This window comes from Crocinitomix catalasitica ATCC 23190, assembly GCF_000621625.1.
In the GTDB taxonomy this organism is placed as follows: Bacteria; Bacteroidota; Bacteroidia; order Flavobacteriales_D; family Crocinitomicaceae; genus Crocinitomix; species Crocinitomix catalasitica.
Genome location: NZ_JHXV01000025.1, coordinates 13,625 through 39,825, shown reverse-complemented (window position 1 = coordinate 39,825; position 26,201 = coordinate 13,625). Strand labels below are relative to the sequence as shown.

The 26,201-nt window shown below is 36.6% G+C and carries 16 protein-coding genes; 11 read left to right on the top strand and 5 right to left on the bottom strand.

Annotation, left to right across the window (positions count from 1 at the left end; all coding sequences use genetic code 11):
• The first annotated feature begins 23 nt into the window (after window positions 1-23).
• From T367_RS0114140 to T367_RS0114120, 4 genes are all read left to right on the top strand, one after another.
• Window positions 24-2,609, top strand: coding sequence for a T9SS type A sorting domain-containing protein (locus T367_RS0114140; RefSeq protein WP_027420439.1), 2,586 nt, complete (start codon window positions 24-26; stop codon window positions 2,607-2,609).
• Window positions 2,606-4,543: an alkaline phosphatase D family protein gene (locus tag T367_RS22465; RefSeq protein ID WP_035844145.1), complete on the top strand. Its 1,938-nt coding sequence runs from the start codon at window positions 2,606-2,608 to the stop codon at window positions 4,541-4,543. The genes T367_RS0114140 and T367_RS22465 overlap by 4 nt, the downstream gene beginning before the upstream one ends.
• A gap of 115 nt (window positions 4,544-4,658) precedes the next feature.
• Window positions 4,659-5,054, top strand: a complete 396-nt coding sequence (locus tag T367_RS0114130) for an endonuclease domain-containing protein (RefSeq protein ID WP_027420438.1) — start codon at window positions 4,659-4,661, stop codon at window positions 5,052-5,054.
• A gap of 605 nt (window positions 5,055-5,659) precedes the next feature.
• Entirely contained in the window at window positions 5,660-7,009 is a 1,350-nt protein-coding gene (locus T367_RS0114120; RefSeq protein ID WP_084274432.1) for a PP2C family protein-serine/threonine phosphatase, read from the top strand.
• On the opposite strand, the gene T367_RS25045 is transcribed toward T367_RS0114120, so the two are convergent.
• The 5 genes from T367_RS25045 to T367_RS0114095 all read right to left on the bottom strand — a co-directional run bounded on the left by T367_RS25045 (window position 6,996) and on the right by T367_RS0114095 (window position 13,033).
• The gene (locus tag T367_RS25045) at window positions 6,996-7,163 is read right to left on the bottom strand and encodes a hypothetical protein (protein WP_169736071.1); all 168 of its coding nucleotides are present in this window, start codon (window positions 7,161-7,163) and stop codon (window positions 6,996-6,998) included. The two genes, T367_RS0114120 and T367_RS25045, sit on opposite strands and share 14 nt — an antisense overlap.
• A 151-nt stretch (window positions 7,164-7,314) precedes the next feature.
• Entirely contained in the window at window positions 7,315-9,681 is a 2,367-nt protein-coding gene (locus T367_RS0114110) for a T9SS type A sorting domain-containing protein (protein WP_027420435.1), read from the bottom strand.
• Window positions 9,678-11,870: a T9SS type A sorting domain-containing protein gene (locus tag T367_RS0114105; RefSeq protein ID WP_027420434.1), complete on the bottom strand. Its 2,193-nt coding sequence runs from the start codon at window positions 11,868-11,870 to the stop codon at window positions 9,678-9,680. The genes T367_RS0114110 and T367_RS0114105 overlap by 4 nt, the downstream gene beginning before the upstream one ends.
• Before the next feature lie 121 nt (window positions 11,871-11,991).
• Complete coding sequence (locus T367_RS0114100) at window positions 11,992-12,177, bottom strand: Arc family DNA-binding protein (RefSeq protein ID WP_027420433.1); 186 nt, start codon at window positions 12,175-12,177, stop codon at window positions 11,992-11,994.
• 1 nt (window position 12,178) lies between these two features.
• Window positions 12,179-13,033, bottom strand: a complete 855-nt coding sequence (locus T367_RS0114095) for an SPFH domain-containing protein (RefSeq protein WP_027420432.1) — start codon at window positions 13,031-13,033, stop codon at window positions 12,179-12,181.
• Between the two features lie 106 nt (window positions 13,034-13,139).
• Here T367_RS0114095 and T367_RS24060 point away from each other — a divergent pair, with 106 nt between their 5' ends.
• From T367_RS24060 to T367_RS0114055, 7 genes are all read left to right on the top strand, one after another.
• A complete protein-coding gene (locus T367_RS24060; protein WP_051568562.1) occupies window positions 13,140-14,165 on the top strand; it encodes a TonB family protein in 1,026 nt (341 codons plus the stop codon).
• Between the two features lie 1,220 nt (window positions 14,166-15,385).
• The gene (locus T367_RS0114085; RefSeq protein WP_027420431.1) at window positions 15,386-16,924 is read left to right on the top strand and encodes a Fic family protein; all 1,539 of its coding nucleotides are present in this window, start codon (window positions 15,386-15,388) and stop codon (window positions 16,922-16,924) included.
• A 252-nt stretch (window positions 16,925-17,176) separates the two neighbouring features.
• Complete coding sequence (locus T367_RS0114080; protein ID WP_027420430.1) at window positions 17,177-18,022, top strand: hypothetical protein; 846 nt, start codon at window positions 17,177-17,179, stop codon at window positions 18,020-18,022.
• 1,074 nt (window positions 18,023-19,096) lie between these two features.
• On the top strand, window positions 19,097-20,746 hold the full coding sequence (locus T367_RS0114070) for a type I restriction-modification system subunit M (RefSeq protein ID WP_027420429.1): 1,650 nt from the start codon (window positions 19,097-19,099) through the stop codon (window positions 20,744-20,746).
• Window positions 20,743-23,949, top strand: coding sequence for a P-loop NTPase fold protein (locus T367_RS0114065; protein ID WP_027420428.1), 3,207 nt, complete (start codon window positions 20,743-20,745; stop codon window positions 23,947-23,949). The genes T367_RS0114070 and T367_RS0114065 overlap by 4 nt, the downstream gene beginning before the upstream one ends.
• A 50-nt stretch (window positions 23,950-23,999) precedes the next feature.
• Window positions 24,000-24,950, top strand: a complete 951-nt coding sequence (locus T367_RS0114060) for a toll/interleukin-1 receptor domain-containing protein (protein ID WP_027420427.1) — start codon at window positions 24,000-24,002, stop codon at window positions 24,948-24,950.
• Window positions 24,951-26,192 carry a restriction endonuclease subunit S gene (locus T367_RS0114055; RefSeq protein ID WP_027420426.1) on the top strand — a complete coding sequence of 414 codons (1,242 nt, stop codon included), beginning with the start codon at window positions 24,951-24,953 and terminating at the stop codon, window positions 26,190-26,192.
• Window positions 26,193-26,201 lie beyond the last annotated feature (9 nt).

Genomic DNA, 26,201 nt, shown 5'->3' with positions numbered 1-26,201 from the left:
GCAGAAAATTTAAAAAAAGCAAAATGAAAAAAACTTTACTCGCACTCATTTTATTGAGTTCATTCCAAATTTTCGCACAGGTCTTGATAACGGATCCTGCCGAAATTTATACCCAAAACTTTAATTTGTTATCTCCTGTTACTTTAGAAAATAGTCATGAAACTTTACCATTGGGTTGGGAATGTACCGAGTATGGTACCAATGCTAATGATGAGTATCGTGCAGCTGAAGGTGAGTTTGCTGGTGGTGATTTATATAGTTTTGGTGATGCCTTAGGTGCTGACAGTACTGAACGTGCTTTGGGAAGTATCGGTACTGGTTCGTTACACAATATCCATTATGGTGCCTCTTTTGTTAATACTTCTGATGAAACAATCAACGCAGTGACTTTGTCATATAGCGGTGAATTGTGGAGAGTAGGGAATGCAGAGCGCGCTACAGGCCCTGATACTTTGCATTTCTTTTATAGTGTGAATGCTGACAGTATTGATAATCCTGAATTTACTGCTTTAACTGATCTTAATTTTATCAGTCCGGCAACTCCTGGTGATCCACGGAATCAAATAATGGTTGATGGTAATGCTGAAGAAAATACTGTGATTATTGAATATACTTTTGATGTTACTATCGCTCCAAATGATACACTTTGGTTAAAATGGTTCGATGTTAACTCTTCTAGTTTTGACGATGCTTTAGGTATTGATGATCTTTCAATGACTTTCCATCCTGAACCGGCAGAGGTTTCTCATTTTGGTGTATTCTCAATGATGGATGTTTATAATTATGAGGATTTTAATTTACTTGGAAATGAATACAACGAATTTTACGGATTCTCTTCGCTTCCTATCGCTTGGTTTGCTAAAGAATATGGCGTAAATGCAAACGAAACTTATCATGCGCTGCCTGGTGACAATGCCAACGGTAATATTTATAGTTTCGGTGAAACTTTAAGTGATGAAAGAGCTTTAGGTTCTATCGGTTCTGGTGGATTATCAACCGCTATTTATGGTTCTGCTTGGATCAATAATACAGCCGAAACTGTTGAGAATGTTGAAGTGAATTTTACTGGTGAAATGTGGCGTCAAGGTCGACCGTTAAGAGCGACTGGACCAGATACTTTATTCTTTAGCTATGCAAAAAATGCTGAGAACATTGGTGAAGGTGATTATAATGGATTTGGTTTATTGGATTTTTATTCTCCCGTTGAGGAAGGTACATTAGGAATTCCAACTGATGGAAATGATGAAATGTATCGTACAGAAAAATCTGCAGTAATTGGTGCACTTAATTTAGCGCCTGGTGATACACTTTGGATTCGTTGGACGGATCACAACTCGAATAGTTTTGATGATGGTTTGGCAATTGATGATTTTAGTATCGCGCCTTTGAGTACTGCGGATATCTTAACTGTTTCTTTTCAAGATGAGCATACTTACTTTAACGAAGATGACGGTATTGTTGCTTTGCCAATTGTTTTGGCTAATGGAAACGAGTTCTTAACGCAAGTTGAGGTGCAAATCGAATCTTTAGGAACGGTTGAATTAGGGGTTGATGTAAATGTTGTTCCAGCAGTAGTTTCTTTTGCTGAAGGTCTTGCGGATGAAACGAGTTATTTCTATTTCGAAATTATCAATAGTGAACCTTTAGAGGGTGATGAGTATTTTGTATTGAAATTAACGAATCCTGCGAATGCATTTTTAGGAGAGATTGTTTATGATACGATTCATATCGCTAACTATATCTATCCTTCAACGCCTATCGAAGATTTACGTGGTGTAGATGCAGATGGAATTGCTGATGAAATTGGTGCAAATGTACTAATTGAAGGTATTGTTCATGGTGTGAATTTTAACTATACTGGTGGTGTTGATTTTTATGTAATCGACGGCGAATTCGGTATGGATGTTTACAATGCTGAAGGAACAATGGGATACGATGTACAAGAAGGTGATGCCGTAAAAGTTTGGGGTAAAGTAGGTCAATTTAGAGGGCTAACAAGATTGGAAAATTTAGATGCAATTGAATTTGTATCTGCTGATAACGACTTAGCAACTGCCATCGAATTGAATACAGTTGAAGAGGAGAATGAAGCGGCTTATATCGTTTTAGATTCTTTAAAATTATATCCTGCAATTACTTATTGGCCATCTAATATTGCGGTACAAGCAGTGAATATTGCAACGGAAGACACGATCGCCATTTATATTTCATCGAATGGTACTTTGTCAGGCGAATTAGCACCAACTGGACCATTTAGATTATATGGTTTAGGATCTCAAAAAAGTGAATTTACTTTTGCACCGTTCAACGATGGGTATAGAATAATGGGATTGTCAACAGAGAATCAAAGTTTTGCTAGCATTAATGTCGATGAAGACAATGGTTTTAATGTCTTCCCTAATCCAGTATCGAATCAATTAACGGTAACTGGTGATATTGAAGGTGGATCTTTAAAATTAATGAGCATCACAGGGCAAACAATCAGTACAGTTAACAACTTAACCAATAATATGGTGAAATTGAATGTAGCTGATTTAGTACCTGGAATTTACTTTGTTTCTATCACAAAAGCAGGTACTGTACAAACAGTTAAAATCATTAAAAAATGAGAGAAATAATCAAGACAATTTTATTGGCGATACTTTTCGTGCAAGTGAATATTTCTTTTGCCCAACTGTCGTTTACACATGGACCGGGTGAGGAGATAGAACCAGAATATTTTAACCCAGAGCTGGCGCCGTTTTACCACGGTGTTGCTTCTGGGGATCCATTACAAGACCGCGTAATTATTTGGACGCGTGTCACACCAGTTTCTGATACGATTGTCCCTGTAAAATGGGTAATGGCAAAGGATACTGCTTTTACTTATATTGTTGCAGAAGGCGAATTAACAACGGATTATACGAAAGATTATACCGTAAAAGTTGATGTTACTGATTTGGAACCGAATGTAACCTATTACTATTATTTCACCGCTTTAGAGAAGAATAGTATTGTTGGTCGAACGCATACTTTGCAAGGTGCTACGGCTTCACATTTACGATTTGCAGTGGGTTCTTGTAGTAATTATCAAATGGGTTATTTTAATTCTTATAAGCAGATTTCAAAACACAACGATTTGGATGCTGTTTTACATTTGGGTGATTACTTATACGAATATCCAACTTATGACTATGGTTATTCTGTTGAGGTTGATCGTCAACACCGTCCAAACGATGAGATTATTAGTTTGGATGATTACCGTATTCGCCATAGTTTTTACAAGTTAGATCAGGATTTGATGGCGGCACATCAACAACATCCTTTCATTTGTGTTTGGGATGATCATGAGATCGCGAACAATACATACGAAACTGGCGCAGCAAATCATTCTGAAGAAACAGAAGGTGACTTCATCACCCGTAAAGAAAGTGCGATTCGTGCTTATATGGAGTGGATGCCGATTCGAATGCCAGAATATGTCGGTGGAAAGCCTCAAATTTACCGTTCGTTTGAGATTGGTGATCTGGCAGATATCATTATGGTGGATACGAGAGTTGAAGATCGTGATAAGCAAGCATACAGTGCAATTGATCCTTTATTTGCTGATACTACAAGAGAGATTTTAGGAGAAGAACAACGTGAGTGGTTATTCGATAAGATTGATGCGTCTAACGCTACTTGGAAAATATATGGCAATCAAGTGATGATGTCGGAAGAGGGAGAAGATAGTCCTGATGTTGATGCTTGGACAGGTTATCCTTTTGAAAGAGAAAAAGTGATTGATAAATTGATTGATACGGGTGATAAAAACCATGTTGTTCTTACTGGTGATACACACCGTTCTTGGGCTTTTGATTTAACAAAACATCCTTTTGATACGGCTTATTATCAACCACTAACTGGTCGTGGAACTTATGGGGTTGAATTGGCAGCACCGAGTTTAGCGTCTCCAAATAGAAATGAAAGCAGCCCTGGAACATCACCTTTGCCTTTTCAAGCTGAATTGTTAGTCGAGAATCCTCATTTAAGATATTCTGATTTGGACAACCACGGTTATTTTATCATGGACATCACACAGCTAAAAGTACAAGCGGATTATCATTATGTCGACACGAAATTCAGATCGGATAGAGACAGCATTGCACAAGGTTGGTTTACTTTAAAAGATCAAGGTTTTTTGCAACAAGCACTCAGTCCGTCTATTGGAAAAAATTTGCAAGCCATTCCTGCTCCAATCAACCCAAGGGTTTATGTTGAGGAAGAAGATCATACAGGTGTCATCAATGAAAATAATAACTTATTCATCAGTGGTGTTTACCCGAATCCAACTTCAGATTATTTGACAATCGGTATGTCTTTAAATCAAGTTGAGAATGTATCTATTCAATTATTAGATTTCACCGGCAAAGTCTGCCATGAATTGTCAATTGAAATGATGCCAGGTAACCAAAAACTAACGGTTGATTTGCCTGCTGGTTTAGCGACAGGTATTTATCATTTGAATATTCATACCGATAATAATTTGCGACCAATTTCAAAGCGCATTAGCATTCTAAAGTAGTTTAGATTTATACAGAAAAAAGCGTTCATCATTCATTTGGTGAGCGCTTTTTTTGGTTTGGGAAAATTTTCATAAATTAGACTGTTAATTAAGCACTTAACCCAAATAATGTGTTTTGAGAAAAATTAGACAAGTAAACAATAAGCCCGGACTCAAGCAGTATCGTAAAGATCTGCGCAATGGTGCAACACCAGCAGAGGTTCATTTATGGCAATTCTTAAAAGGTAAACAATTGGAAGGGCGAAAGTTTAGACGCCAATTCAGCGTTCATAATTTTATAATTGATTTCTATTGCCATTCCGAAAAATTAGGAGTTGAATTAGATGGTCAAGCTCATTTCACGCCAGAAGGCCAAGCCGCCGATAAAATTCGAACAGAAATAATTGAAGCCGAAGGCATCAAAATAATCAGATTTGAAAACAAATTAGTTTTTCAAAACCTTTCACACGTCCTACAAGAAATAAAAAACAATTTCAAAACCCTCCCCCCAAACATAAAAACACCCAAATAAAACACCCTCCCCTCCCAGGGGAGGTGCCGCAGGCGGAGGGGTCAACCTACAAAATACATACCCCTTAATACCCCAACAGCCGAAGGCAAAATGCCGAAGGCGTTCCAACCCCAACAGCCGAAGGCAAAATGCCGAAGGCGTTCCAACCCCAACAGCCGAAGGCAAAATGCCGAAGGCGTTCCAACCCCAACAGCCGAAGGCAAAATGCCGAAGGCGTTCCAACCCCAACAGCCGAAGGCAAAATGCCGAAGGCGTTCCAATCCCAACAGCCGAAGGCAAAAAAACACCGAAGGTGTTCCAATCCACAAAAGCCGTAGGCGTTTACCTTACTCCACAATAAACCAATTAAATACAAACATGTTTCAAGAAAATTAAATTAAAAAATTTTAGTTTTATTTATATTAAGCGTAATATCCCAGGATCACCCCCATCCCCTCCTAAAAGGAGGGGCTATGGGTGGTGGTAATTAATTTATAACCAATCTATTTTAACCCCAAATCCCCTAAAATTTAAAATAATAAATTATCTTGTCGAATCAAACGTATAACCCATACGTGCTCATAATAAACGTGTTCCAACAAATAATCCCGTGCATTTAATCTTTTATGCAAATAATTAATCGACTTATAGATTGTGGTGTTCGACCAGAAATGGAAGAATTTAAAGCGGAACGAAAGAGAACTTATAACCGGGTGTCTTTGGTTTTGTTGGGGACTTATTTACTGACCTTTATAATGGGCGTAATTATTAGCTCTCCGTTTCTATCTATTATTGTTGCGGTAAGTTTTGGCTTGGGATTACTCAGCTTTTATTTTTGCTCGAAAGATCGGATGATATTGTCACGTGCTGCGCTGACTGTTAGCCCTTGGATTGTGCTCACGGGATTGTCCATTTATTTCGGAAAGGGATCAGGGGCAGCGTTTGCACTTTTTACAACAGCGATTCTCTGGTTCATCATTTTTAATCGACTGAAGTCCATTATTGTTATTGAGGTATTGAATTCTGCGGTGTTTGTAGCGAATCTTTATATACAAGAATTCCATGTACCCATGTTTACGGGGGACGAATTTATTGTTGATTGTTTACAGATCTTTATCGTACTCGCCTCCATCTTTGTTGTGATGATTGTGATGGTGATGTTCAAAAGAAATAGTTATAAGTTTCTGTCTATGGTCAGGAATCAGAAAGTGGAGATTGAGGAGCGTCAGAGTGAGATTGAAGCCAGTATTCGTTATGCAAAGAATATTCAGGCGAGTTTAATGCCAAGTGAGGAAACAATAGCATCAATTATTAAAGATTATTTCATTTTATTTAAACCTAAGGAAGAGGTTTCAGGGGATATGTATTGGGTAGGTGAGCAAGATGAACGGACATTTATCGTCTTGGGCGATTGTACTGGTCATGGCATTCCTGGTGCGATGATTTCTATTTTGGGTTTAGCAAGTATTGATCATTTTTTCACGAAGAAGAAAATCAATTCTCCGGCGATGTTCTTAGAAGAATTGAATGAGGAATTCCGTTTAAAATTGTCTCAATCTAATTTGAATGATGGAATAGACATGTCTGTTGTGATGTTTGATTCAGCTACCAAGAAATGGAGTTTTAGCGGAGCGAATAATTGTTTGGTGACCGTGAGTGAGGATGTGTATACTATTTTGCGTGGGGATAAAAAACCAATCGGTTTAAATAGTCGGCATACAGATCCTTATTCAAATATGCATGTGGAAGTAGCAAAGGGGGATTCGATTTATTTATTCTCTGATGGCTACCGCGATCAATTCGGTGGTGAAAGAGGGAAGAAGTTTGGTTTCAAACCTTTTAAACGATTGTTGCAAAAAAATGCAAGTTTAAAATTCGAGGAGCGAATGCCGCATTTAATTGAGGAGTTTAATAAATGGAAAGGTTGCCAAGAACAGATTGATGATGTTTCAGTAATTGGAATTAAGTTGTCTTAGGTTCCTCGTCCGATTTGTCTTCGTTCAACTTCGCATACATCGCTTTTAACTTCTGTTTTCGAGCGACCTCTTTATCTACAATTTTTTGCTTCTTCTGACCAATCAATTTGCTGTGCAATTTTTTGTTCTTTCCGTCACGTAACTTTTTACTCATATTGCAAAATTAGGGGAAAGATTAGGTTTTTGTTGCAGTGTCATCGTACCGATTTCTATCGTAATTCTCACGTTGGTAGGTTTCGTGCGTTGCGGTTACTTGTTCTGGGTTTTAAATTCCGTCTCGGGCAAATGAATTGTTATAGTTAAGATTAAAGTTTAACAAATTTAAAATGAAAGATTTGCTCTTTTTGATACAATTGAATTAGGTAAGTGCCAGAATTGAGTTGGTCAATTTTGATCATTGATGTATTGTTACTGTGCCTACCCTGCACTATTTCAGAACCTGCTGCATTAAAAATTTTATAAGTGAATTCATTTTCAGCATTTATATATAGCAAATCTTGTGCTGGGTTAGGATAAATTAAAATTTCAGGATCGTCTGAGCCTGTTAAGGATAGAAAACTCAATACTTCATAAGAATCTGAATTGATACAACCTAGATTATCCTTTATTCTAACAGTATAAAGTCCTTCAGTTAAGTCGGTTAAGTCTTCTGTGTCATCAAAGTCATCAATTTCGTCTCTATCCCAATCGAATGTATACGGTGGGTTACCTCCTTCACCTCTGATATCTATTGAACCATCTTCACCCATTAACTCATGTGATATAACAGGATCTACTATTCGCGGCAATTCGTGTGTATTGATAAAAATAGTATCTCTATTGCTACACCCGTAATCATCGATGCCTGTTAAGATAAATCTTTCGTCGCCAACTTCATCAGGTTGGTGATAGGTATCAGAGATGTATTCTGGTTCCCACAAATAAGTTGTAGCACCGGTTGGGTTCAATATTAATGAATCTCCAATACAAATGTCTTCGCTTAAAACATGAATAGCTACATCAGGAAAATTGTGCACTTCCACGTTAATTGAAACCTCGTCCTGACATCCCAATGAGTCATAAGCAATAAGTGAATATGAATACGATCCAATAGTGTCTGGTCTGAAAGTTAGACTATCAGTCATATCTACAGGTAGCCATGAATAATCGATTGCAAACGTTGTGTCAAATTCCAGTCTAACTGTGTCACCAATACATATATCTGAGATCTCTGCAGAAAGCTCAGCAACTGGATAATCTGGTATGGCATCTTGAAGACGAATGAGCATTGCTTCGGTATGCATACCTCCTCCTATACCGGTAAATCTAATACTGCCAAAGCTACAACTACCAGAATAATAACCAGCGGCATATGCGGCTCCATTATTGTCAACAGTCACACCAATGAATTGATCTGAAAAAATGGTTCCTCCTCCATGGCCTAACCATGTCGGTGTACCAACACTATCTGTTTTAACAATAAATGCATCACCTCTATTGCCTGCGTCTGCCGAGCTCTCTCTAAAAAAGAAATCTCCAAATCTAGTACGGTCCTCAGTCCTGCCAACTAAATAATAATTACCTCTGCAATCTTCCGCTATATCAGCAATGCTAAGCTCTGTAAATTGGCAAGGTTCATATTCGCGATAATAAAACGCTATCCAATCAATTTCAAAATCGTCTGTGAGGCCTGCAAAAATGAATTTACCACAGTCAGTTGCATAACTGGTATCACCAAGAATTGGTTCATCTTCAACCAAAGCGGATGATTTTCCAGCAACTAGAACATTGTTATCATTGTTATACTCTACAATTAATGTATATAAAGAATTGGGAATTGAATTTAAAAGTACCGTACCATCAGGGCTTATTTCAAATATTCCAGAATAATCAATTAAACCTGGATATGTAGAGTATAATATATTGCCGTTGACCACAAGGTTCATGGGAGTTTGAGCTGCCAATAAAATATTTCCATCTGATGATATATCAAAATCCTGAATTAGTAAACTGCCCACATGACAATAGATATGATACAGATCTAGAAGTTCATTGTCGTAACTTATTTTTGTGATATAATAATCGCTGCTACCAATTGTTGGCAAAATGCCACCAAAAGGATTTTCAATATCTTCTCTAAAATCAATCATCACGTAAAGTGCGCCATTGGCTATTTGCATTTGCCTTGTGTCTTTTATCATGGTATCATCTAATACACGTTTCCAGACGATTTCACCAAATTTGTTGATTTTAATAATATATGTTTTAGCTGTTAAGTTAGGAGCATATAATGTATCGTTATTGAGTACGAATGGATCGCGATTAGCACCAGTAAAACGCACGTATGAATTATCTTCTTCATCCACAACGACTTCGCAGATATCCATATTGTCATTCCCTTTAAAGGTGACGAACCATTCTACATCAGTAAGTTTATTGTTAAAACAAATAATAGATTTAGTTCCTGAATAATCTACATGAGAACCATAGCCAACAGGCAGCTCAATTCCGATGTTGTCCCATTCCGTATTAAACGTGGTAACTATATTGCCATTGGATAATGCTTCAACCGAATTAAAAATTTCATTTTGACTAGAATGCATACTTGCGCCTTGTCGAAATGATTGTCCAAATACATTTTGTACATTTACGAAAAGTAAATAGAGAATAAATAAATAGCTTAAAATCTTCATTGTACAATTAATTTTTGGGTATAAATTATTTCGTTAGCCAAAGCAACCTCTATAAAGTAAATGCCACTCGCAATATCTAATTCGATGTTTTGATCAGGACCAATAATGGTTGATTTAATGGTTTTACCCATAATGTTTTTTATATAAATAGTACTGTTAACATAGTCGCCGGGTGGACTCTTAATGTGGAATAAGCCTTGCGATGGATTTGGGTAAATTTGATATTGCCTGTTTGGGATACTTTCTGTTGAAAGTCCAGCGATCTCAAAACAAGCCGAAGTATCAGTACAAACACCATCAGATATGATAACAGCATATGAACCATTTGTAGTTGGCGTATAGTTTGGATCAGTTTCGTCTATAACTTCGGCATAACTTGCATTGCAATCCACCCATTGGTAGGTTAGTCCGCTAGCGACGGCTGTTAATGTGAAGTCTGTTTGGTTTACTTCTGTACCTAACGCATCGTTAATTTCAAAATTGGTGATGATAATGCTGTCACAACCGTAAATATTGGTTAAAGTGTCTGCGTGTACGCCTGATTCAAAATAGGTCGTGTCTGCACCTTCTGGTGTATATGAAATACATTCATTGATAGCTATTGAGGTAGACTCATTTGATCTAATCTCTAGTTCGATCGTTAGGAATAGATCGCAACCACCGTCACCTAAAATGGTGTCATTATAAATACCGCTTTCATAATAGGTCTCATCTCCGCTATCCACTGTATATGAATAGCAAGCAGTATCTCTTCTTGTGTATTCTGAAATTCCACAATCGGATAACTTTAAAATGAAACTTGAGGTACCAGCTGTCGTATTAAAATGTTCACGGGGACCGGTATCGTAATCGTGCGTACCGTTCGTTGTACCTGTAAAATAAATATTACCGTCATCATCTCTATAAGTATCATTTACAGTTGTGCCTGCGAAATTGTATATTTTTGACCAAATTAAATTTCCATAAGTGTCGAGTTTTTCAAAATACCCACCGCTTATAGATTCCCTTCCAGTGTCATAATAATCTGCTATAATAGGACTAGGATGGACATCTGCTAAACCTCTAAAATATCCCCCGAAAAAGACATTGCCAGCATCGTCAATTTCTACGGTGTTCGCTACATCCCTACTTTCTCCACCGAGTCTGCGCGCCCATGCTAATATACCGTCTGCATCTAGTTTGAAAATAAATGCGTCTCTTTCTCCTGCAGGAAACAATGTATAATCAAAAATACCATAGTCAAAAAAGATAAACCCATCAAAGTACCCCGTTACAAATACTTCACCATCATTATTTACGGCAATATTTGTTGCAATATCATCTCCACCTCCACCAAAAGATTTTGCCCAGATCAAATCACCACTATTGGTGAGTTTTGATACAAAAATATCTTTACCTCCTACTACTGTTAATAGATGTTCGTCAACTCCTGGATCAAAATCATAGGTCCAACTAAAGGACCCTGTTAGTATGATGTTATTTTCCGAATCAAACGTAAATTTTGGATAAGGAACGCTACTGGCGATGATTCGGGCATCAATAAATTCAGCGTCCGAAGTGATTTTAAGCAGAAAAAGATTACCGTTTGAATTGTCCAAAATAAATTCGTCTGGTCCCATATCCATGTCTACTTCACTTAATAAAGTGCCAATCATATTTACTACGCCAAAAGCATCTATATTAACATCGTACGCTATGTCGTTGCGAAATCCTCCCACTGTATAAACCCACAAAAATTCACCGGCAGGACTGAGTTTGAGAACATAAGCGTCACGATCATGGACTGCTGTCCTATTTTCAATGCCATCCCCCGGATCAAAATCAATCGTTCCTGTAAAAAATCCGCAGATGTAAATATTGTTTTCTGTATCGGTTTCAATTCCGTAAACCCAGTCATGTTCGGAGTTTCCGTATGAAATTCCCCATACAAAATCTCCTTCATTTGTTGTTTTTTGTACAAAAACATCATCTTCTCCATTAGACGTTACTATCGTTTCTCCAGGTCCGTCTTCGATATCTTTTGTTCCGGAAAAAATTCCAATTACAATAACATCACCATTACCATCCACGGCTATCCTATCTCCTCTCGAAGCAGAGCCTTCTTGCTGGGAGGTTATCCACTCGAGATGTTGTGCGTAAAGTTGACCTGAAAAAATAAGTAATAGCAATAGTGGTGTTAGGCGTTGCATTATGGATAATATTTTTAGTTACAACGCTAGTTATTTACTATTGGTTGGCGCTGTAGGTTTTAAAAATAACCTTTTTTATAAATATTAATGGTTTTATCATGATGAAAAAGTATTTTTAGTGCTATTCCTCAATCTCATCATCATTCCGCTTCGTTCTCGACTTTAGCCGCTTATTCTGTTTGAGGCTCTGCGTAATCATCCATTCCAATTGTCCATTCACACTACGGAATTCATCATCAGCCCATTTCTCAATTTGCTTAAATGTGTCTGGATCAATCCGCAATACAAACGACTTCTTTTTACTCATACTATCCGTTTAACGTTCCTGCATTTACAACAGGTGTTACTTCTTTATCACTGCACAAAACTACCATTAAATTACTAATCATCGATGCCTTTTTGTCGTCATCAAAATCAATAATTCCATCATTCGATAATTGTGCTAATGCATCCTCAACCATTCCAACGGCTCCTTCTACAATTTTTTTACGCGCTGCAACAATCGCAACGGCTTGTTGTCTTTTTAACATCGAACTGGCAATCTCCGGAGCATAAGCCAAATAGCCTATTCGCGCTTCCATCACCTCAAGCCCGGCCATCGATAATCGCTCCGTGATTTCATGCTCTAATGCCGTGTTGACCTCGTCCATACCCGAACGCAATGTGATGTCTGCTTGCTCGTCATCAAAACTATCATAAGGATAAATACCCGCTAATTTTCGAACGGCTGCATCTGTTTGTACACGAACAAATTCTTCGTAATTGTCCACATCAAAAGCGGCTTTAAATGTGTCACTCACTTTCCAAACCAAAATCACATTAATCATTATCGGATTGCCGATTTTGTCGTTCACTTTTAAACGATCACTGTCAAAATTCCTTGCTCTCAATGAGATTTTTGTCCGTGAGAAAAAAGGATTCGCCCAAAAGAAACCGTTCTCTTTTACTGTGCCTTTATAAGCACCGAATAAAACCATGACTTTAGAACTGTTAGGGTTAACTGTAAAGAATCCCCTGGCTAAAAATAACAATGCCAATATAAGGACTAAAAATATAGGATTGTCGAAAATGGCAATGCCACCAATAATCACCACCAAAGTGATGAAGAATAAAAGGAGAAAAACATATCCATTGCTCGCCTTTCTTGTTGTTTCGTTTTTCATAATAGTATCATTTTGATATCACAATGATAAGTATAATTTATTGATTTTGTGGTGCGATAGCGAAGTTTTTATATATTCGAACTCTGAATTTTAAATTTTCACACTTATGAAACTACGCTTTGTTTCCCTATTTTTTTTAATCTCACTTTTATCGAATACTGCACTTTCTAGTGAGGATACGACCATTGTTTTTTGTAATGGTTTGTGGGAAACACAGGAAGAAGATGTTGCCAATTATTATATACAATCTTATTCGAATGCGGACGAATCATTTCAGGTTGAAAAATTCAAACGACCGAATAGAATGAAGGAATCTATTTCCTATCAATCTAAAAAGCAAGAGGTGAAACATGGGTTGTATCAGCGTTTTGGTAGAAATGGGAAACTTGATTTAACAGGACGGTATGAAGAGGGTGAGCGCATTGGTGAATGGGAATATTTCCATGCCAATGGGGAAACGAGTGCTAAAGGCAGTTATAAAAACGGCGTTAGGGAAGGGGTTTGGCAAAGTTGGGATGAAAAAGGAAAACTAGATGAGGAAAAATTCTATGTAGCTGGGAATTTAGAGGGTGAGTATAAGGAATGGAAAAACAAAAAATTGATTCAATCTGGGCAATATAAAGCAGATGAAATGAATGGTGAGTGGACAAGATATTGGGAAAATGGTAAGGTAGACGAAAAAGGAACCTATGAGAACGGTAATAAAGTGGGGGAATGGAATTACTATTTTAAGTCTGGTCAATTGGCAGCGCAAGAACTTTATGTAGAAGGGGAAATTCCTACAACCTTGTGGTGGAATGAAGATGGAACGACAAAGGCTTTTGATGCAAGTATAAGTGCCGATCCTCAGTTTCCCGGAGGACAAGATGCAATGATAAGATTCATTCAGAAAAAATTAGTCTATCCACCCGTTTCAATTGATTCGGATGAACGTGGAAAGGTTTTTATAAAGTTCACTGTCGAAATTAACGGAAATATCAATGATGTCGATATCGTAAGAAGTGTCACTGAAGATTTAGACGACGAAACAATTCGGATTATTAAAGCCATGCCTAAATGGACGCCCGGAACGGATCATAACCGCGTTAAACCAACATTGTTTGTTTTACCAATTAGCTTCAGGTTGGGGTAGCGTTGTCGGTGGCTTCGTTGACGGTGCCTTTGAGTCCCGTGCTTTGCACGCCTCAGTCACCTATGTTTTGTTCTAAATTGTCAAAAAAATGTTGTCGGTGGCTTCGATCCGGTGCTTTGCACGCCTCAGTCACCTATGTTTTGTTCTAAATTGTCAAAAAAATGTTAGCGGTGGCTTCGTTGCCGGTGCCTTCGAGTCCCGTGCTTTGCACGCCTCAGTCACCTACGTTTTGTTCTAAATTGTCAAAAAAATGTTAGCGGTAGCTTCGATCCGGTGCCTTTGAGTCCCGTGCTTTGCACGCCTCAGTCACCTATGTTTTGTTCTAGATTGTCAAAAAAATGTTAGCGGTGGCTTCGATCCGGTGCTTTGCACGCCTCAGTCACCTATGTTTTGTTCTAAATTGTCAAAAAAATGTTGTCGGTGGCTTCGAGTCCCGTGCTTTGCACGCCTCAGTCACCTATGTTTTGTTCTAAATAATCTAAAATATGTTAGCGGTGGCTTCGATCCGGTGCCTTCGCGTCCCGTGCTTTGCACGCCTCAGTCACCTATGTTTTGTTCTAAATAATCTAAAAAATGTTAGCGGTGGCTTCGATCCGGTGCCTTCGAGTCCCGTGCTTTGCACGCCTCAGTCACCTATGATTTGTTCTAAATTGTCAAAAAAATGTTAGCGGTGGCTGAGGCGCGCTTTTGCGCGGGACTCGAAGTCACAAGCGGAATGTCTAGCGGTGCCTTCGTGTAAAGAAAAGTCATTTTTCTATATGTATTGTTTATAACGTGTAAAGAAAAAGCGAAAATCTTTACATGAAAAAGGAATGTGTTGGTCCTTCACTTCTGCAGGTTCAGTACATCGCAGTTAAACACATCATAGTTGTATAAACTTCTAAACAGATTATGCAGACACTGTATGCACTTTTCAAATCATCAAAAAACCAAAAACAGGGGGTAGTGTCCCACGAATTGAAAATGACCTCGTCAAGTTTTAGCTGGCTTACGATGTGAGCGTGTCCGCATTCATGACGTGGCAAGTCTCTTAGTTAATCTCATTACTTACCCAGTTTTCCAATTCAGCTGAAATAATTACCTGTTTTCTCATGCAATTACCCATTTTTCAAGCACTAAACATTAAGTCATTTTCACCTATCTTGTATTTTATTAAGCTTTTTTCACCCGAATTAAGTAAAATTCACCTATCTTGTATTAAATAAATTTCATCAATAAGCATGAGTATTAAATGTTATTCACCTGAATTAAGTGTTTTTCACGGCAGAAAGGTACCTGCAGAAGGTGTTATTGTGGGGTATGGCGCAATCATTGAAGCGTATCAATTGCAAGTACCAATTCCGAAGCAATTATCATTTGTGAGTCATAAAAAAAGACGCGCTAAAACTGAATATTGGCAAGTGTTTGAAGCAAGATATTTACCAGAAGAAAACTTATATAAACAACTCATTTTTGCACTCAAATATGAAGGTGTGAATCTGCTAGTTTTAAAAAAATTATTCGAACAAGTTTCCACAATTGAATTAGAACAAATGATCCAGCAGGAGATGCTCGGGCAATACAGCCGTAGAATCTGGTTCTTATACGAATGGTTAATGTCGGATAAATTAGATATTCCTGATTTGAAAACAGGGAACTTAGTGCCTGTTGTAGTCGAAAAATTACAATATGCCATTAAAGGCGAAAGTTCGCCACGGCATAAAGTCATCAATAATTTACCAGGCACAAGAAACTTCTGTCCATTAATTCGAAAAACAGAAAAATTAGAGAAATATATCCTATCAGATATCCGAAAACAAAAGAACACCTACCTTAATAGCGTTCGTAAAGATTTATTACAAAGAGCGTCGGCTTATCTCTTATTGAAAGATTCAAAAGCTTCATTTACTATTGAGGGCGAAAAGCCACGTAGTAATCGAGCGGCCAGATGGGGAAAAGCGATCGGGCAAGCGGGCATAAATGAATTAGATGTAAACGAACTCAATCGCTTACAACAAATTGTGATAGAGAACACACGTTTCACAAGAATGGGAATTCGCGAACAGCAAGGATTTGTTGGAGAACGAGATGAAGTAAGTCAGGAACCAATTCCAGATCATATTTCGGCCAAATTTGAAGATCTCTCCACCCTTTTGGAAGGATGGATTGATACCAAGAATTTATTGATGGAGAAAGAAATGGATCCTGTATTAGTCGCTGCAGAAATAGCTTTTGGGTTTGTATTTATTCACCCTTTTGTAGATGGCAATGGTCGTCTTCACAGATATATCATACATCATATATTGGCCAAAATGAATTATACCCAGCAAGGTGTAATTTTTCCTGTTTCAGCTTCAATTTTAGACCATGTTAAAGATTATGGTGAAATACTTGAACAGTATTCGCATCCAATATTGGAACACATTAATTGGAAGCCTACTCCGGATAATAATGTTGAAGTCCTCAACGATACTATTGATTACTATCGCTATTTTGACGCAACCGTACAAGCCGAGTTCTTGTATGACTGTGTGCAAGATACAATAGAAAACATCATTCCGAATGAAGTCAATTATTTGGAAAAATATGAAGCGTTCAAAAGATACATTGATGATGTATACGAAATGCCTGATAAAGAACTTTCCTTACTTGCAAGTTTTTTGAGACAAGGACAAGGTGTTTTATCAAAATGCGCGATAACAAAAGAATTTACGGTTCTTGAAGAAAAAGAAGTTAAGGATATTGAGTCAAAATATAAAGACATTTTTGAGATTAAATAATGACAACCCAACCAGAAGTCACAAGCGGGATGTCTAGCAATACTTTCGTTCTCACTGCCTAACATGTGCCTATTTTACGCAATAATGTAGAATTCTTTTACATCTTTTTAATACGGTTGTTTTTAGGTTTTTCATGAAAAAAGATCCAAAAACAGCAATAAAATAGGTGAATTGAACATTATTGGTCTGAAAAAGCCAGTTTTGGAATAGTTTTAGTTGAATCAGAACTATTATTAATTAAAAACCAAAGCCATGACTTTTCAAAATACTTTAGCAGTACTTTTTACATGTATATCTTTCAATTTAGGTGCCCAAAACTTACCGGAAGAAGAAAATATTAACCCCAAAATAAAACTGAGAGCTGTCGCAGAAATTGGTTTTCTGGGTGTGCTCGATCACAAAGTGCAATTCAGTAATAGCGGTACTTATTTCGACTATAAACGCGATGGTGGTCAAGATGTTTTGTTTCCTATCATTCGACCGTCACTCGAATTGGATATCAACCCAAGAAATACATTTATTCTATTGTATCAACCATTGGCCATTGAAACGAAAGTTGTTTTAACAGACGATTTGATTGTAGATGATTTGCTTTTTCCTGCGGGATCGGGAGTGAAGATGTTGTATAATTTCCCCTTTTATCGATTCAGTTATTTAAGAGAATTATTGCCGAATAACCCTAAGCTGAAATTCGCAATTGGTCCAACAGTGCAGTTTAGAAATGCCACCATTTCATTCGAATCATTGGACGGTGATAAATTCAGAACAAACCGAGATTTAGGTATCGTTCCAGCCTTGAAAATTCGTGCCCGCCACAATATCACCAACCGCTTTTATACCGAATTAGAAGCCGATGGAATTTATGCACCAGTGAGTTATTTAAATGGCAGCGACACAGAAATTGTCGGTGCGATTTTAGATGCCAGCCTAAGAGCAGGCTACCAATTAACCACCCCAATCAGTGCCTTTTTTAATGTGCGTTATTTAGGCGGCGGAGCTGTCGGAACTTCAAACGATAATGTCGGCCCGGGTGATGGTTATGTGAGAAACTGGTTGCATTTTGGAACTGTTTCCGCTGGGTTTGTTTATTCTTTGTAGGGTGGGGTTTCGGTGCCTTCGTTTCCGGTGCCTTCGATCCGGTGCCTTCGAGTCCCGTGCTTTGCACGCCTCAGTCACCTTACATCTTCATTATCTATCAGTGCATGCTCAAAATTATTAATAGAAATTAGCGGTGGCTTTGTTTCGGTGCCTTCGAGTCCCGTGCTTTGCACGCCTCAGTCACCTATGTTTTGTTCTAAATAATCTAAAAAATGTTAGCGCAATCCTCATTCACCTACAATTACTATTTCAATCCTTCTTAAAAGTTAGAACAATTATTAGCGGTGGCTGAGGATTTGCAAGTCGATAGACGAGCAAATGGACTCGAAGCCACAAGCGGTCTTCGTAGCCGGTGCCTTCGAGTCCCGTGCTTTGCACGCCTCAGTCACCTACGTCTTGTTCTAAATAATCTAAAAAATGTTAGCGGTGCCTTCGTTTCCGGTGCCTTCGAGTCCCGTGTTTTGCACGCCTCAGTCACCTACGTCTTGTTCTGGATAATCTAAAAAATGTTAGCGGAAGCCTCAGTCACCTACAATTACTATTTCAGTCCTTCTTAAAAGTTAGAACAATTATTAGCGGTGGCTGAGGATTTGCAAGTCGATAGACGAGCAAATGGACTCGAAGCCACAAGCGGTCATCGTTTCCGGTGCCTTCGAGTCCCGTGCTTTGCACGCCTCAGTCACCTATGTTTTGTTCTAAATAATCTAAAAAATGTTAGCGCAATCCTCATTCACCTACAATTACTATTTCAATCCTTCTTAAAAGTTAGAACAATTATTAGCGGTGGCTGAGGATTTGCAAGTCGATAGACGAGCAAATGGACTCGAAGCCACAAGCGGTCTTCGTTTCCGGTGCCTTGGTCCCAGATATCTATATAATGTTTGGATAAACCACTAATAAATAGTGCAGACACTGTCTGCACTATTTATTTCTAGAAAAAACAAATCGTGGGACACTGTCCCTCGAATTCGATAAATCCATTTTGTCATACAGGAAAAACCCTGTTTTTCACTCTCCTATGAGAAACCTTGAGAGGTATTTGCTATATTTAGGTTTTCCTAACTAAAATACCCCATGGCAAAAACTAAAGCTGATATTGATTTTGAAAATGAATTGTGGAAAGCTGCCAACGAATTACGTGGAGCAGTGGCTGAAAATCAATACAAAGACTACGTCCTTTCTCTAATTTTTTTAAAGCATATGTCTGAGCGTTTTGAAGCAAGACGTGATGAATTAAAAGGTTTAGTAAGAGAAAAAGGTTCTGATTATTACGGTATCTCAGATGATGAATTGCAGTATGTTTTAGATGATCCAGACGAATATCTTTCGCAGAATACTTATATCCTGCCAAAGGAAGCGACTTGGGAATATTTAAAAGACAATGCCGAGCAAGATGATATTAAAGTAAAAGTAGATGATGCTTTTGATTTAATGGATCAAGCCATTTCTCAATACAGAGATGATTTAAAAGGAATTTTACCAAGAATTTTCGTAAAAAGCCAATTGTCTGCCGTGCAGGTAAGGGGAATTATTAATTTATTTTCACACAAAAAATTCTCGGCACGCGAAAACCCTGAAAGTGATATTTTAGGTAGAATTTACGAATACTATATTGGCAAATTTGCCATTGCCGAAGGTTCGGGTGCAGGACAGTTCTTTACCCCTGGCAGTATTGTTAGGTTATTGGTAGAAATGTTAGAACCTTATTCAGGTAAAATATTTGATGCCGCTTGTGGTTCTGGAGGAATGTTTGTCCAATCCTTAAAGTTTTTAGAATCTCATGGAGGGGACAAAAAGAACATCTCAATTTATGGGCAAGAGCGCTATGACGGCACCTTGCGTTTGTGCAAAATGAATTTGGCTTTAAGAGATTTGTCTTTTGATGTGCGCATAGGTGATTCCTTGCTGAATGATCGTTTTCCTGATTTAAAAGCAGATTATATCATTGCCAACCCGCCTTTTAATGTGAGCAATTGGCATCCTGAAGAGTTACCAGAACACGACCCCCGTTTATTTGGACCAAGAGAAGAATTTACGACTGATGGTTCTGCCAATTATATGTGGATGCAAACTTTTTGGAGTCATTTATCTGACAAAGGAACGGCTGGAATTGTAATGGCCAATGGCGCCATGACTTCCAATAATAAAGGAGAAAAAAATGTGCGACAATACATGGTGGACAATAATATGATTGACTGTATTGTCCGATTACCTGATAAGTTGTTTTTAACCACAGGAATTCCCGCTTGTATTTTCTTTTTAAGTAAAAACAGAGATGGAAAAGATGGCGAACACTGCAAACGATTAGATGAAATTTTATTCATTGATGCCTCTAAATTAGGCGAAATGGCGAGCCGTAAATTAAGAGTGTTTGAAGACGATACCATTAATAAAATTACAGACACCTACCACAATTGGAGAAACTCACCCGACCGGACCCTGAGGACTCGATCTGGTGACAGTCGAGTGGACTCGAAGGGTGAGGGAGGAGATATGCCCAAGTATGAAAACGAACTAGGTTTCTGCTATGCAGCTCCATTAGCTGAGGTACAAAAACAAGATTACAAACTCACCCCAGGTATATATGTAGGTACAGAAGCTGAAGAAGATGACGGCATTCCATTTGAGGATAAAATGGCTGACCTAAAAAAGACTTTAGTGCAACAATTTGAAAAATCAAATGAATTGCAGAAAGTTATTGTTGAGAATTTTGATAAAATATGAGTTTCGAGCAGAGAGTTATAGAATTAGAAAAACCGGAAGAACTACATAAAGTAGAAATTGGAGAAGGATTCGAAACAGTCAGAGTGACCGCAGTGAATATACATTCAGATGAGCTAGATCCAAAAAGAATTTCTATCATAATCAAATATTTCCTTTCATATAAAAATGGAGAGATTAGAAATGGACCAGTAATAATAATTAAAGAAGCAATAAATGGTATTCAAAAGTTAACTGAGGATTTGAACTTGAAAATCAAAGATGTTAATGCTTTACACTTTTCATATGATACATTGATTACAGTGCCTAAGGGGGCAGATAAAACTAATGAACAGCCTAAAGTTAGCATTACTTATAATTTGCTCACCGAAGATGAAGAGAGTAAAAATATTGAATATGATGATACTGTGCAATATGACAGTGAAGAGCGCTATGATTCCGATATTGTTGCAAAAATAAATCAAGATGTGCTCATTGAAGGGGATGAAATGTCAAATAGAACAGTGGTCATGCCTCTTTCTGAACTAAATACCATTGCCGATCAAATTCATGCGGAAGGGAGAATGGTTTATGCAGTAGGTTCAACATGGGGTTCGGAAGATCAAACTGCACGATTTCTAGAAAATAATATTTGGGAAAATGGAGATGATACCAAGCGAGGGAATATCGTAAATCAAGTTGAAATTGATGATGTCCTAATTATTAAATCAACCTTTCAAAGAAATGGAGTTGGAATTTTTAGAGTGAAAGCATTAGGTAGAGTTTTAAAAAATTATAATAATGGTTCAAAGTTAGATGTTGATTGGTTTTACAGAGTTAATAACCTCGATTTTGAAGGAGAATTAAGTAAGTTTAGGTACCGAATATCCAGTCTTAATTTAGACAAATATTCAGAAATTTTCAATGGCCTTGATCAGATTAAACTTGGTGAAATTTTTAACCAATCCGTAAAAAAATCTCCACCTAGCAACATTGGAAAACTGACTATAACTAATGAAGAAGAAGTTGATAAAAGTGAAATCATAAACAATCAAATCAAACTCTCTTCCTATAGGGCGGATGATTCAAATGGTGCAGATCTTTTAGGAATTAATAATGATATTCGATCTTTTGCCACTTTAATTGCTCACAAGGAAATCAACCCTCCTATTGCAATTGCTCTGCTGGGAGAGTGGGGAAGTGGTAAAAGTTTTTTCATGAACAAGCTCGAAGCATCAATAAATTCCTTTCCAAAAGAAAACGATACTGTTGCTAGGGATTCACAAGTAAAGGGTATCGCGCATATTAAATTCAATGCATGGTCTTATATGGATTCCAACTTATGGGCGGGATTTGCAGACAGTTTATTTGAGAAACTAAATGAATACATTAATAACCATACAAAAGGAGATTTAGCAAGACTTAAAGTTAAAGTCAAAATTCATAATAATATTAAATTATTAAACTCAAAAATTACAGGTTTTGAAACAAGATCTAAAGATTTTAAGAATTTAAAACAAGATCTTGTAAAAGAAAAAAAGCATAAAATACTAAGATATTTTAGGAATGAATATAATGAAGACGTTCAAGGTTTTTTAAAAATAAACGGCTGGACTGAAGATAAAATTAAGACAAAAACACCGCAAGAACTGAAACGAGCGGTGAATTCAGGAATTAATATATCTAATTATATTCGTTCAAATTCATACCAAATTACAGCAATAATATTATCACTAATTGTTGCAGGAATAGTATTTCAAGGAGTTTTTACTGGATTAATCAATACTTTTAATTGGAAGATTTTTAATTGGGTAAAATCAATTTATACAAGTATAATAATAGCTTTAAGCCCCATTTTATTTTTTATACTTAAATATTGGAAGAAAGGAATAAAGGCTACTAAAAAACTTGATGAATTAATCCAATCTTTAAAAAAACCTGATTCAGTTGAAAAAATTGATGAAAAACTAAAAGCATTAAACAAAGAACTTAAAGAAATTGATGAGCTCATAGCTGAAGTTAATAAGACTATTAGAAAAAACGTTATCGACATAGAGCAAGCAAATGAAATTGCTATTTCTAATTTGATAGAAAATGTAAATGAAAATGAGGACTACTCAAAACATTTAGGAATTATTTCTACAATCCGAAAAGATTTTGAAACATTAAGCTCATTATTTCTGCGTACGAATGTAAATGTTGCCACAATGACTATGCAGTCTTCAAACGAAGAAAATACAATAGAAAAAGACAGAAAAGAAATAGAAAATATTTTTGAAAAAGAAAAACAGAGTAAACTTGAAAGAATTGTACTCTATATTGATGATCTTGACCGTTGTTCAGATGAAAAAGTAGTTGAGGTTTTGGAGGCGGTAAATCTTCTTATGGCTTTTCCTTTATTTGTTGTGGTCGTTGGTGTTGACCCTAGATGGGTGAATAACGCACTTTTAAAAAAACATGCATTGCACTTCAACGGAAATACAGAAAATGAGCAATATAAAACAAGACTTCAAAAAATTGGAGTTTCAGATTATCTTGAGAAAATATTCCAAATTCCTTTTCAATTAAAGAAGCCAACAAATGAGGATGCAAAAAATATGATAGATCATATTTTTAAAGATGAAATTGAGGATAAACCAAATGTTTATTCTAATAAAATAGCTGAAATGACGCTTAATACTAGTGAGGAAGATGCAATGCGAGCAGAATATGATGCTGAAATTCAAGATCAAAAAAGAGAGGTGGAAGCTGGTTACCAAGATGATTATCAGGAGTTAGAGCGAGGAAAAAATAAAAGTGAAGAGTTCCAAAAATTAAAATTATCGAAAGAAGAGTTCAATTATTTAAAAGAAATGATTTGGTTGATTGATAATTCACCTCGCTCAATAAAACGTTTCACAAATATCTACCGTATTGTACGAAGTCACGAGAATTTAACATATTCCAAAGCGTCAAAAAACAGGGATTTTTTAATGGTTATGTTTGTTTTAGGGCTCAATTTGGGTAGCTATAAGGAATCTGCGTCTGAACTATTTGAAACACTAAGTAATTATCCTGAAAAATCTTTAGGTAAAATTCTTCAATCGTCAGAAAATGAATTATTAAAAATGGTATTCGATAAGGTGAAAAGTGTTAAATTGATAGATGAATTGCTAGATTTTAAAGGAGGTGAATTTCTAAAACATATACCATTCATTAAAAGGTTTTCTTTTGACAATCAAATTTGATTCTTTTTTCAAAAACAATATTTAAAAAATTATTAGCAGCTACTAATTAAATGAACACTTTACAAAATATAGAATCCTTTACTGACCTAACCAAACAAGTCATTAATGATTTCAAATTGGTTAGCCTTAAAGTTACTAGCGGTAATTCAAGTACAAATAGGGGAAGTTATAGGTTTACACTTATGGATCAACCCGATAATTGTTTTGTTGATATTATAGAAAAAAGACCTGAAGACCGAGGAACGCTGGCAAAAACATTTAACAATAAAGCGCGCATTGTTAAAAGTAGCAATGTTACAATTTATAGCTTCTATATTGTTTTTAATTATACACTTACAGCAAATGATCGTCAATATTATGAAAGTAAAATAAAATCCAGAGGAAATTGTAAATTCTATATTTGGGACAAATCAACTATACTAAAAATGGCAAAAGACAAGGGTTTTATCGAAAAATCAACTTCAGAACGCATTTCCGAAATGAATACTGCTATGAGCAAACAATATAAAAATGAAAAAAGTGGAATTGTTGAGGGTAAAATATTCATTAGCCATTCTGAAAAAGATGAACTGCTAGCGAAAGAATTAATCCAATTATTCACTAGTGTTTCAAATTTAGGGCCTGAAGATTTCATTTGTTCAAGCGTTGAAGGTTCAAAAATTGAGCCTGCTTCTGATTGGGTAAGTTTTATAGAAGAAGGAATTGATAACGCTCCTTTAATTATTTTTCTTTTAACATCTAGTTTTATGGAATCTAAAGCAAGTTATTGGGAGTTCGGATTAACAATGGGTAAAAAAAGAAATTACTTTATTTTAATGGATAATGAATTAGCTTATGATTCCATTGGTTTTTTGTCTAAGTATCAAGTTGAAATACTTAATGAAAATGGAGCGCTAGATCGGTTAAAAGATGAAGTAGAGGAATGTAAAAATCTTAAAAAAATCAAAACGGATGCTTGGAATGATAGGAAGAAAGATTTTTTAAATAAACTGAAAAAATAAATGCCACAAAACTGGAAAACATATATGCTTAATGAAGTTGCTCAAGTTATTGACTCACTTCATAAAACTCCTGAATATTCTGAAGATGGCTACCCCATGGTCAGAGCACAAGAAATTACTGGTGGTGTGTTAAGCCTTTCTGATACTGCCAAAGTATCAGAAAAAGTTTATTTGGATTTTTCGAAAAATCATAAATCCGGACCAGGTGATCTAGTTTATTCTAGAGTTGGAGCACATTGTGGGAAAGTTTCATATGTTAAAACTGATATTCCTTTTTGCTTAGGTCAAAATACCGTCTTCATTTTGCCTAAAAATGTCGAGAATAAATTTCTTTATTACTTTTTAGATTCACCAATCTCAAAAGATCAAATTGAGAGAAATGCTGTGGTGTCCAGTTACAAGACAATTAGTTTAAAAACAATTCGAGAACTAGAAATCAATCTCCCCCCCCTCCCAGAACAACGCGCAATCGCATCCATCCTTACCGCATTAGACGATAAAATTGAACTCAACCTCCAAATGAATAAAACATTAGAGGAAATGGCCATGACCCTCTACAAGCATTGGTTTGTTGATTTTGGTCCTTTTCAAAATGGAAAATTCGTGGAATCTGAATTGGGAATGATTCCTGAAGGTTGGGAGGTGAAGAGGCTAGATGAGTTCTTAACAGTGAAAAGAGGTGGTTCACCAAGACCTATTAGAGATTTTATGGCAGAAGAGGGATACCCTTGGTTAAAAATTTCAGATGCAACGGCTTCAATCTCTCCTTTTCTATATTCAACGAAGGAATTTATTAAGAAGGAAGGACTCAGAAAAACTGTTCTGATGAAACCTGGAAGCATAATTCTATCAAATAGTGCAACACCAGGCTTACCACGTTTGCTAGAATTTGAGACTTGTATTCATGATGGATGGTTACATTTTCCTGAGATTAAAAGACTTAATAGATATATTCTATATCTGCTATTTTTGGATATCAAAGCACATTTAATTCAGCAGGGTAACGGGAGTGTATTTACCAATTTAAAAACTGATATTTTAAAAAGCCAAATGTTCAATTTGCCTCCAATAGAAATTGAGAGTGAATTCTCAAATATAATTACTCCTTGGTTTGAAAAAATTAAAATGAACACTGAAGAAAACCTGACTCTTTCAAAAAAAAGAGACACCCTTCTCCCAAAACTCATTTCAGGAGAAGTTCGTGTCAAACAAGCGGAAGAAATAATTAAAAGTATAACTTGACTTCGGCTC

Coding starts and splice junctions, on each gene's coding strand:
- T367_RS0114140 (WP_027420439.1), top strand. CDS start 24: ATGAAAAAAACTTTACTCGCACTCATTTTATTGAGTTCATTCCAAATT.
- T367_RS22465 (WP_035844145.1), top strand. CDS start 2,606: ATGAGAGAAATAATCAAGACAATTTTATTGGCGATACTTTTCGTGCAA.
- T367_RS0114120 (WP_084274432.1), top strand. CDS start 5,660: ATGCAAATAATTAATCGACTTATAGATTGTGGTGTTCGACCAGAAATG.
- T367_RS25045 (WP_169736071.1), bottom strand. CDS start 7,163: ATGAGTAAAAAGTTACGTGACGGAAAGAACAAAAAATTGCACAGCAAA.
- T367_RS0114110 (WP_027420435.1), bottom strand. CDS start 9,681: ATGAAGATTTTAAGCTATTTATTTATTCTCTATTTACTTTTCGTAAAT.
- T367_RS0114105 (WP_027420434.1), bottom strand. CDS start 11,870: ATGCAACGCCTAACACCACTATTGCTATTACTTATTTTTTCAGGTCAA.
- T367_RS0114100 (WP_027420433.1), bottom strand. CDS start 12,177: ATGAGTAAAAAGAAGTCGTTTGTATTGCGGATTGATCCAGACACATTT.
- T367_RS0114095 (WP_027420432.1), bottom strand. CDS start 13,033: ATGAAAAACGAAACAACAAGAAAGGCGAGCAATGGATATGTTTTTCTC.
- T367_RS24060 (WP_051568562.1), top strand. CDS start 13,140: ATGAAACTACGCTTTGTTTCCCTATTTTTTTTAATCTCACTTTTATCG.
- T367_RS0114085 (WP_027420431.1), top strand. CDS start 15,386: ATGAGTATTAAATGTTATTCACCTGAATTAAGTGTTTTTCACGGCAGA.
- T367_RS0114080 (WP_027420430.1), top strand. CDS start 17,177: ATGACTTTTCAAAATACTTTAGCAGTACTTTTTACATGTATATCTTTC.
- T367_RS0114070 (WP_027420429.1), top strand. CDS start 19,097: ATGGCAAAAACTAAAGCTGATATTGATTTTGAAAATGAATTGTGGAAA.
- T367_RS0114065 (WP_027420428.1), top strand. CDS start 20,743: ATGAGTTTCGAGCAGAGAGTTATAGAATTAGAAAAACCGGAAGAACTA.
- T367_RS0114060 (WP_027420427.1), top strand. CDS start 24,000: ATGAACACTTTACAAAATATAGAATCCTTTACTGACCTAACCAAACAA.
- T367_RS0114055 (WP_027420426.1), top strand. CDS start 24,951: ATGCCACAAAACTGGAAAACATATATGCTTAATGAAGTTGCTCAAGTT.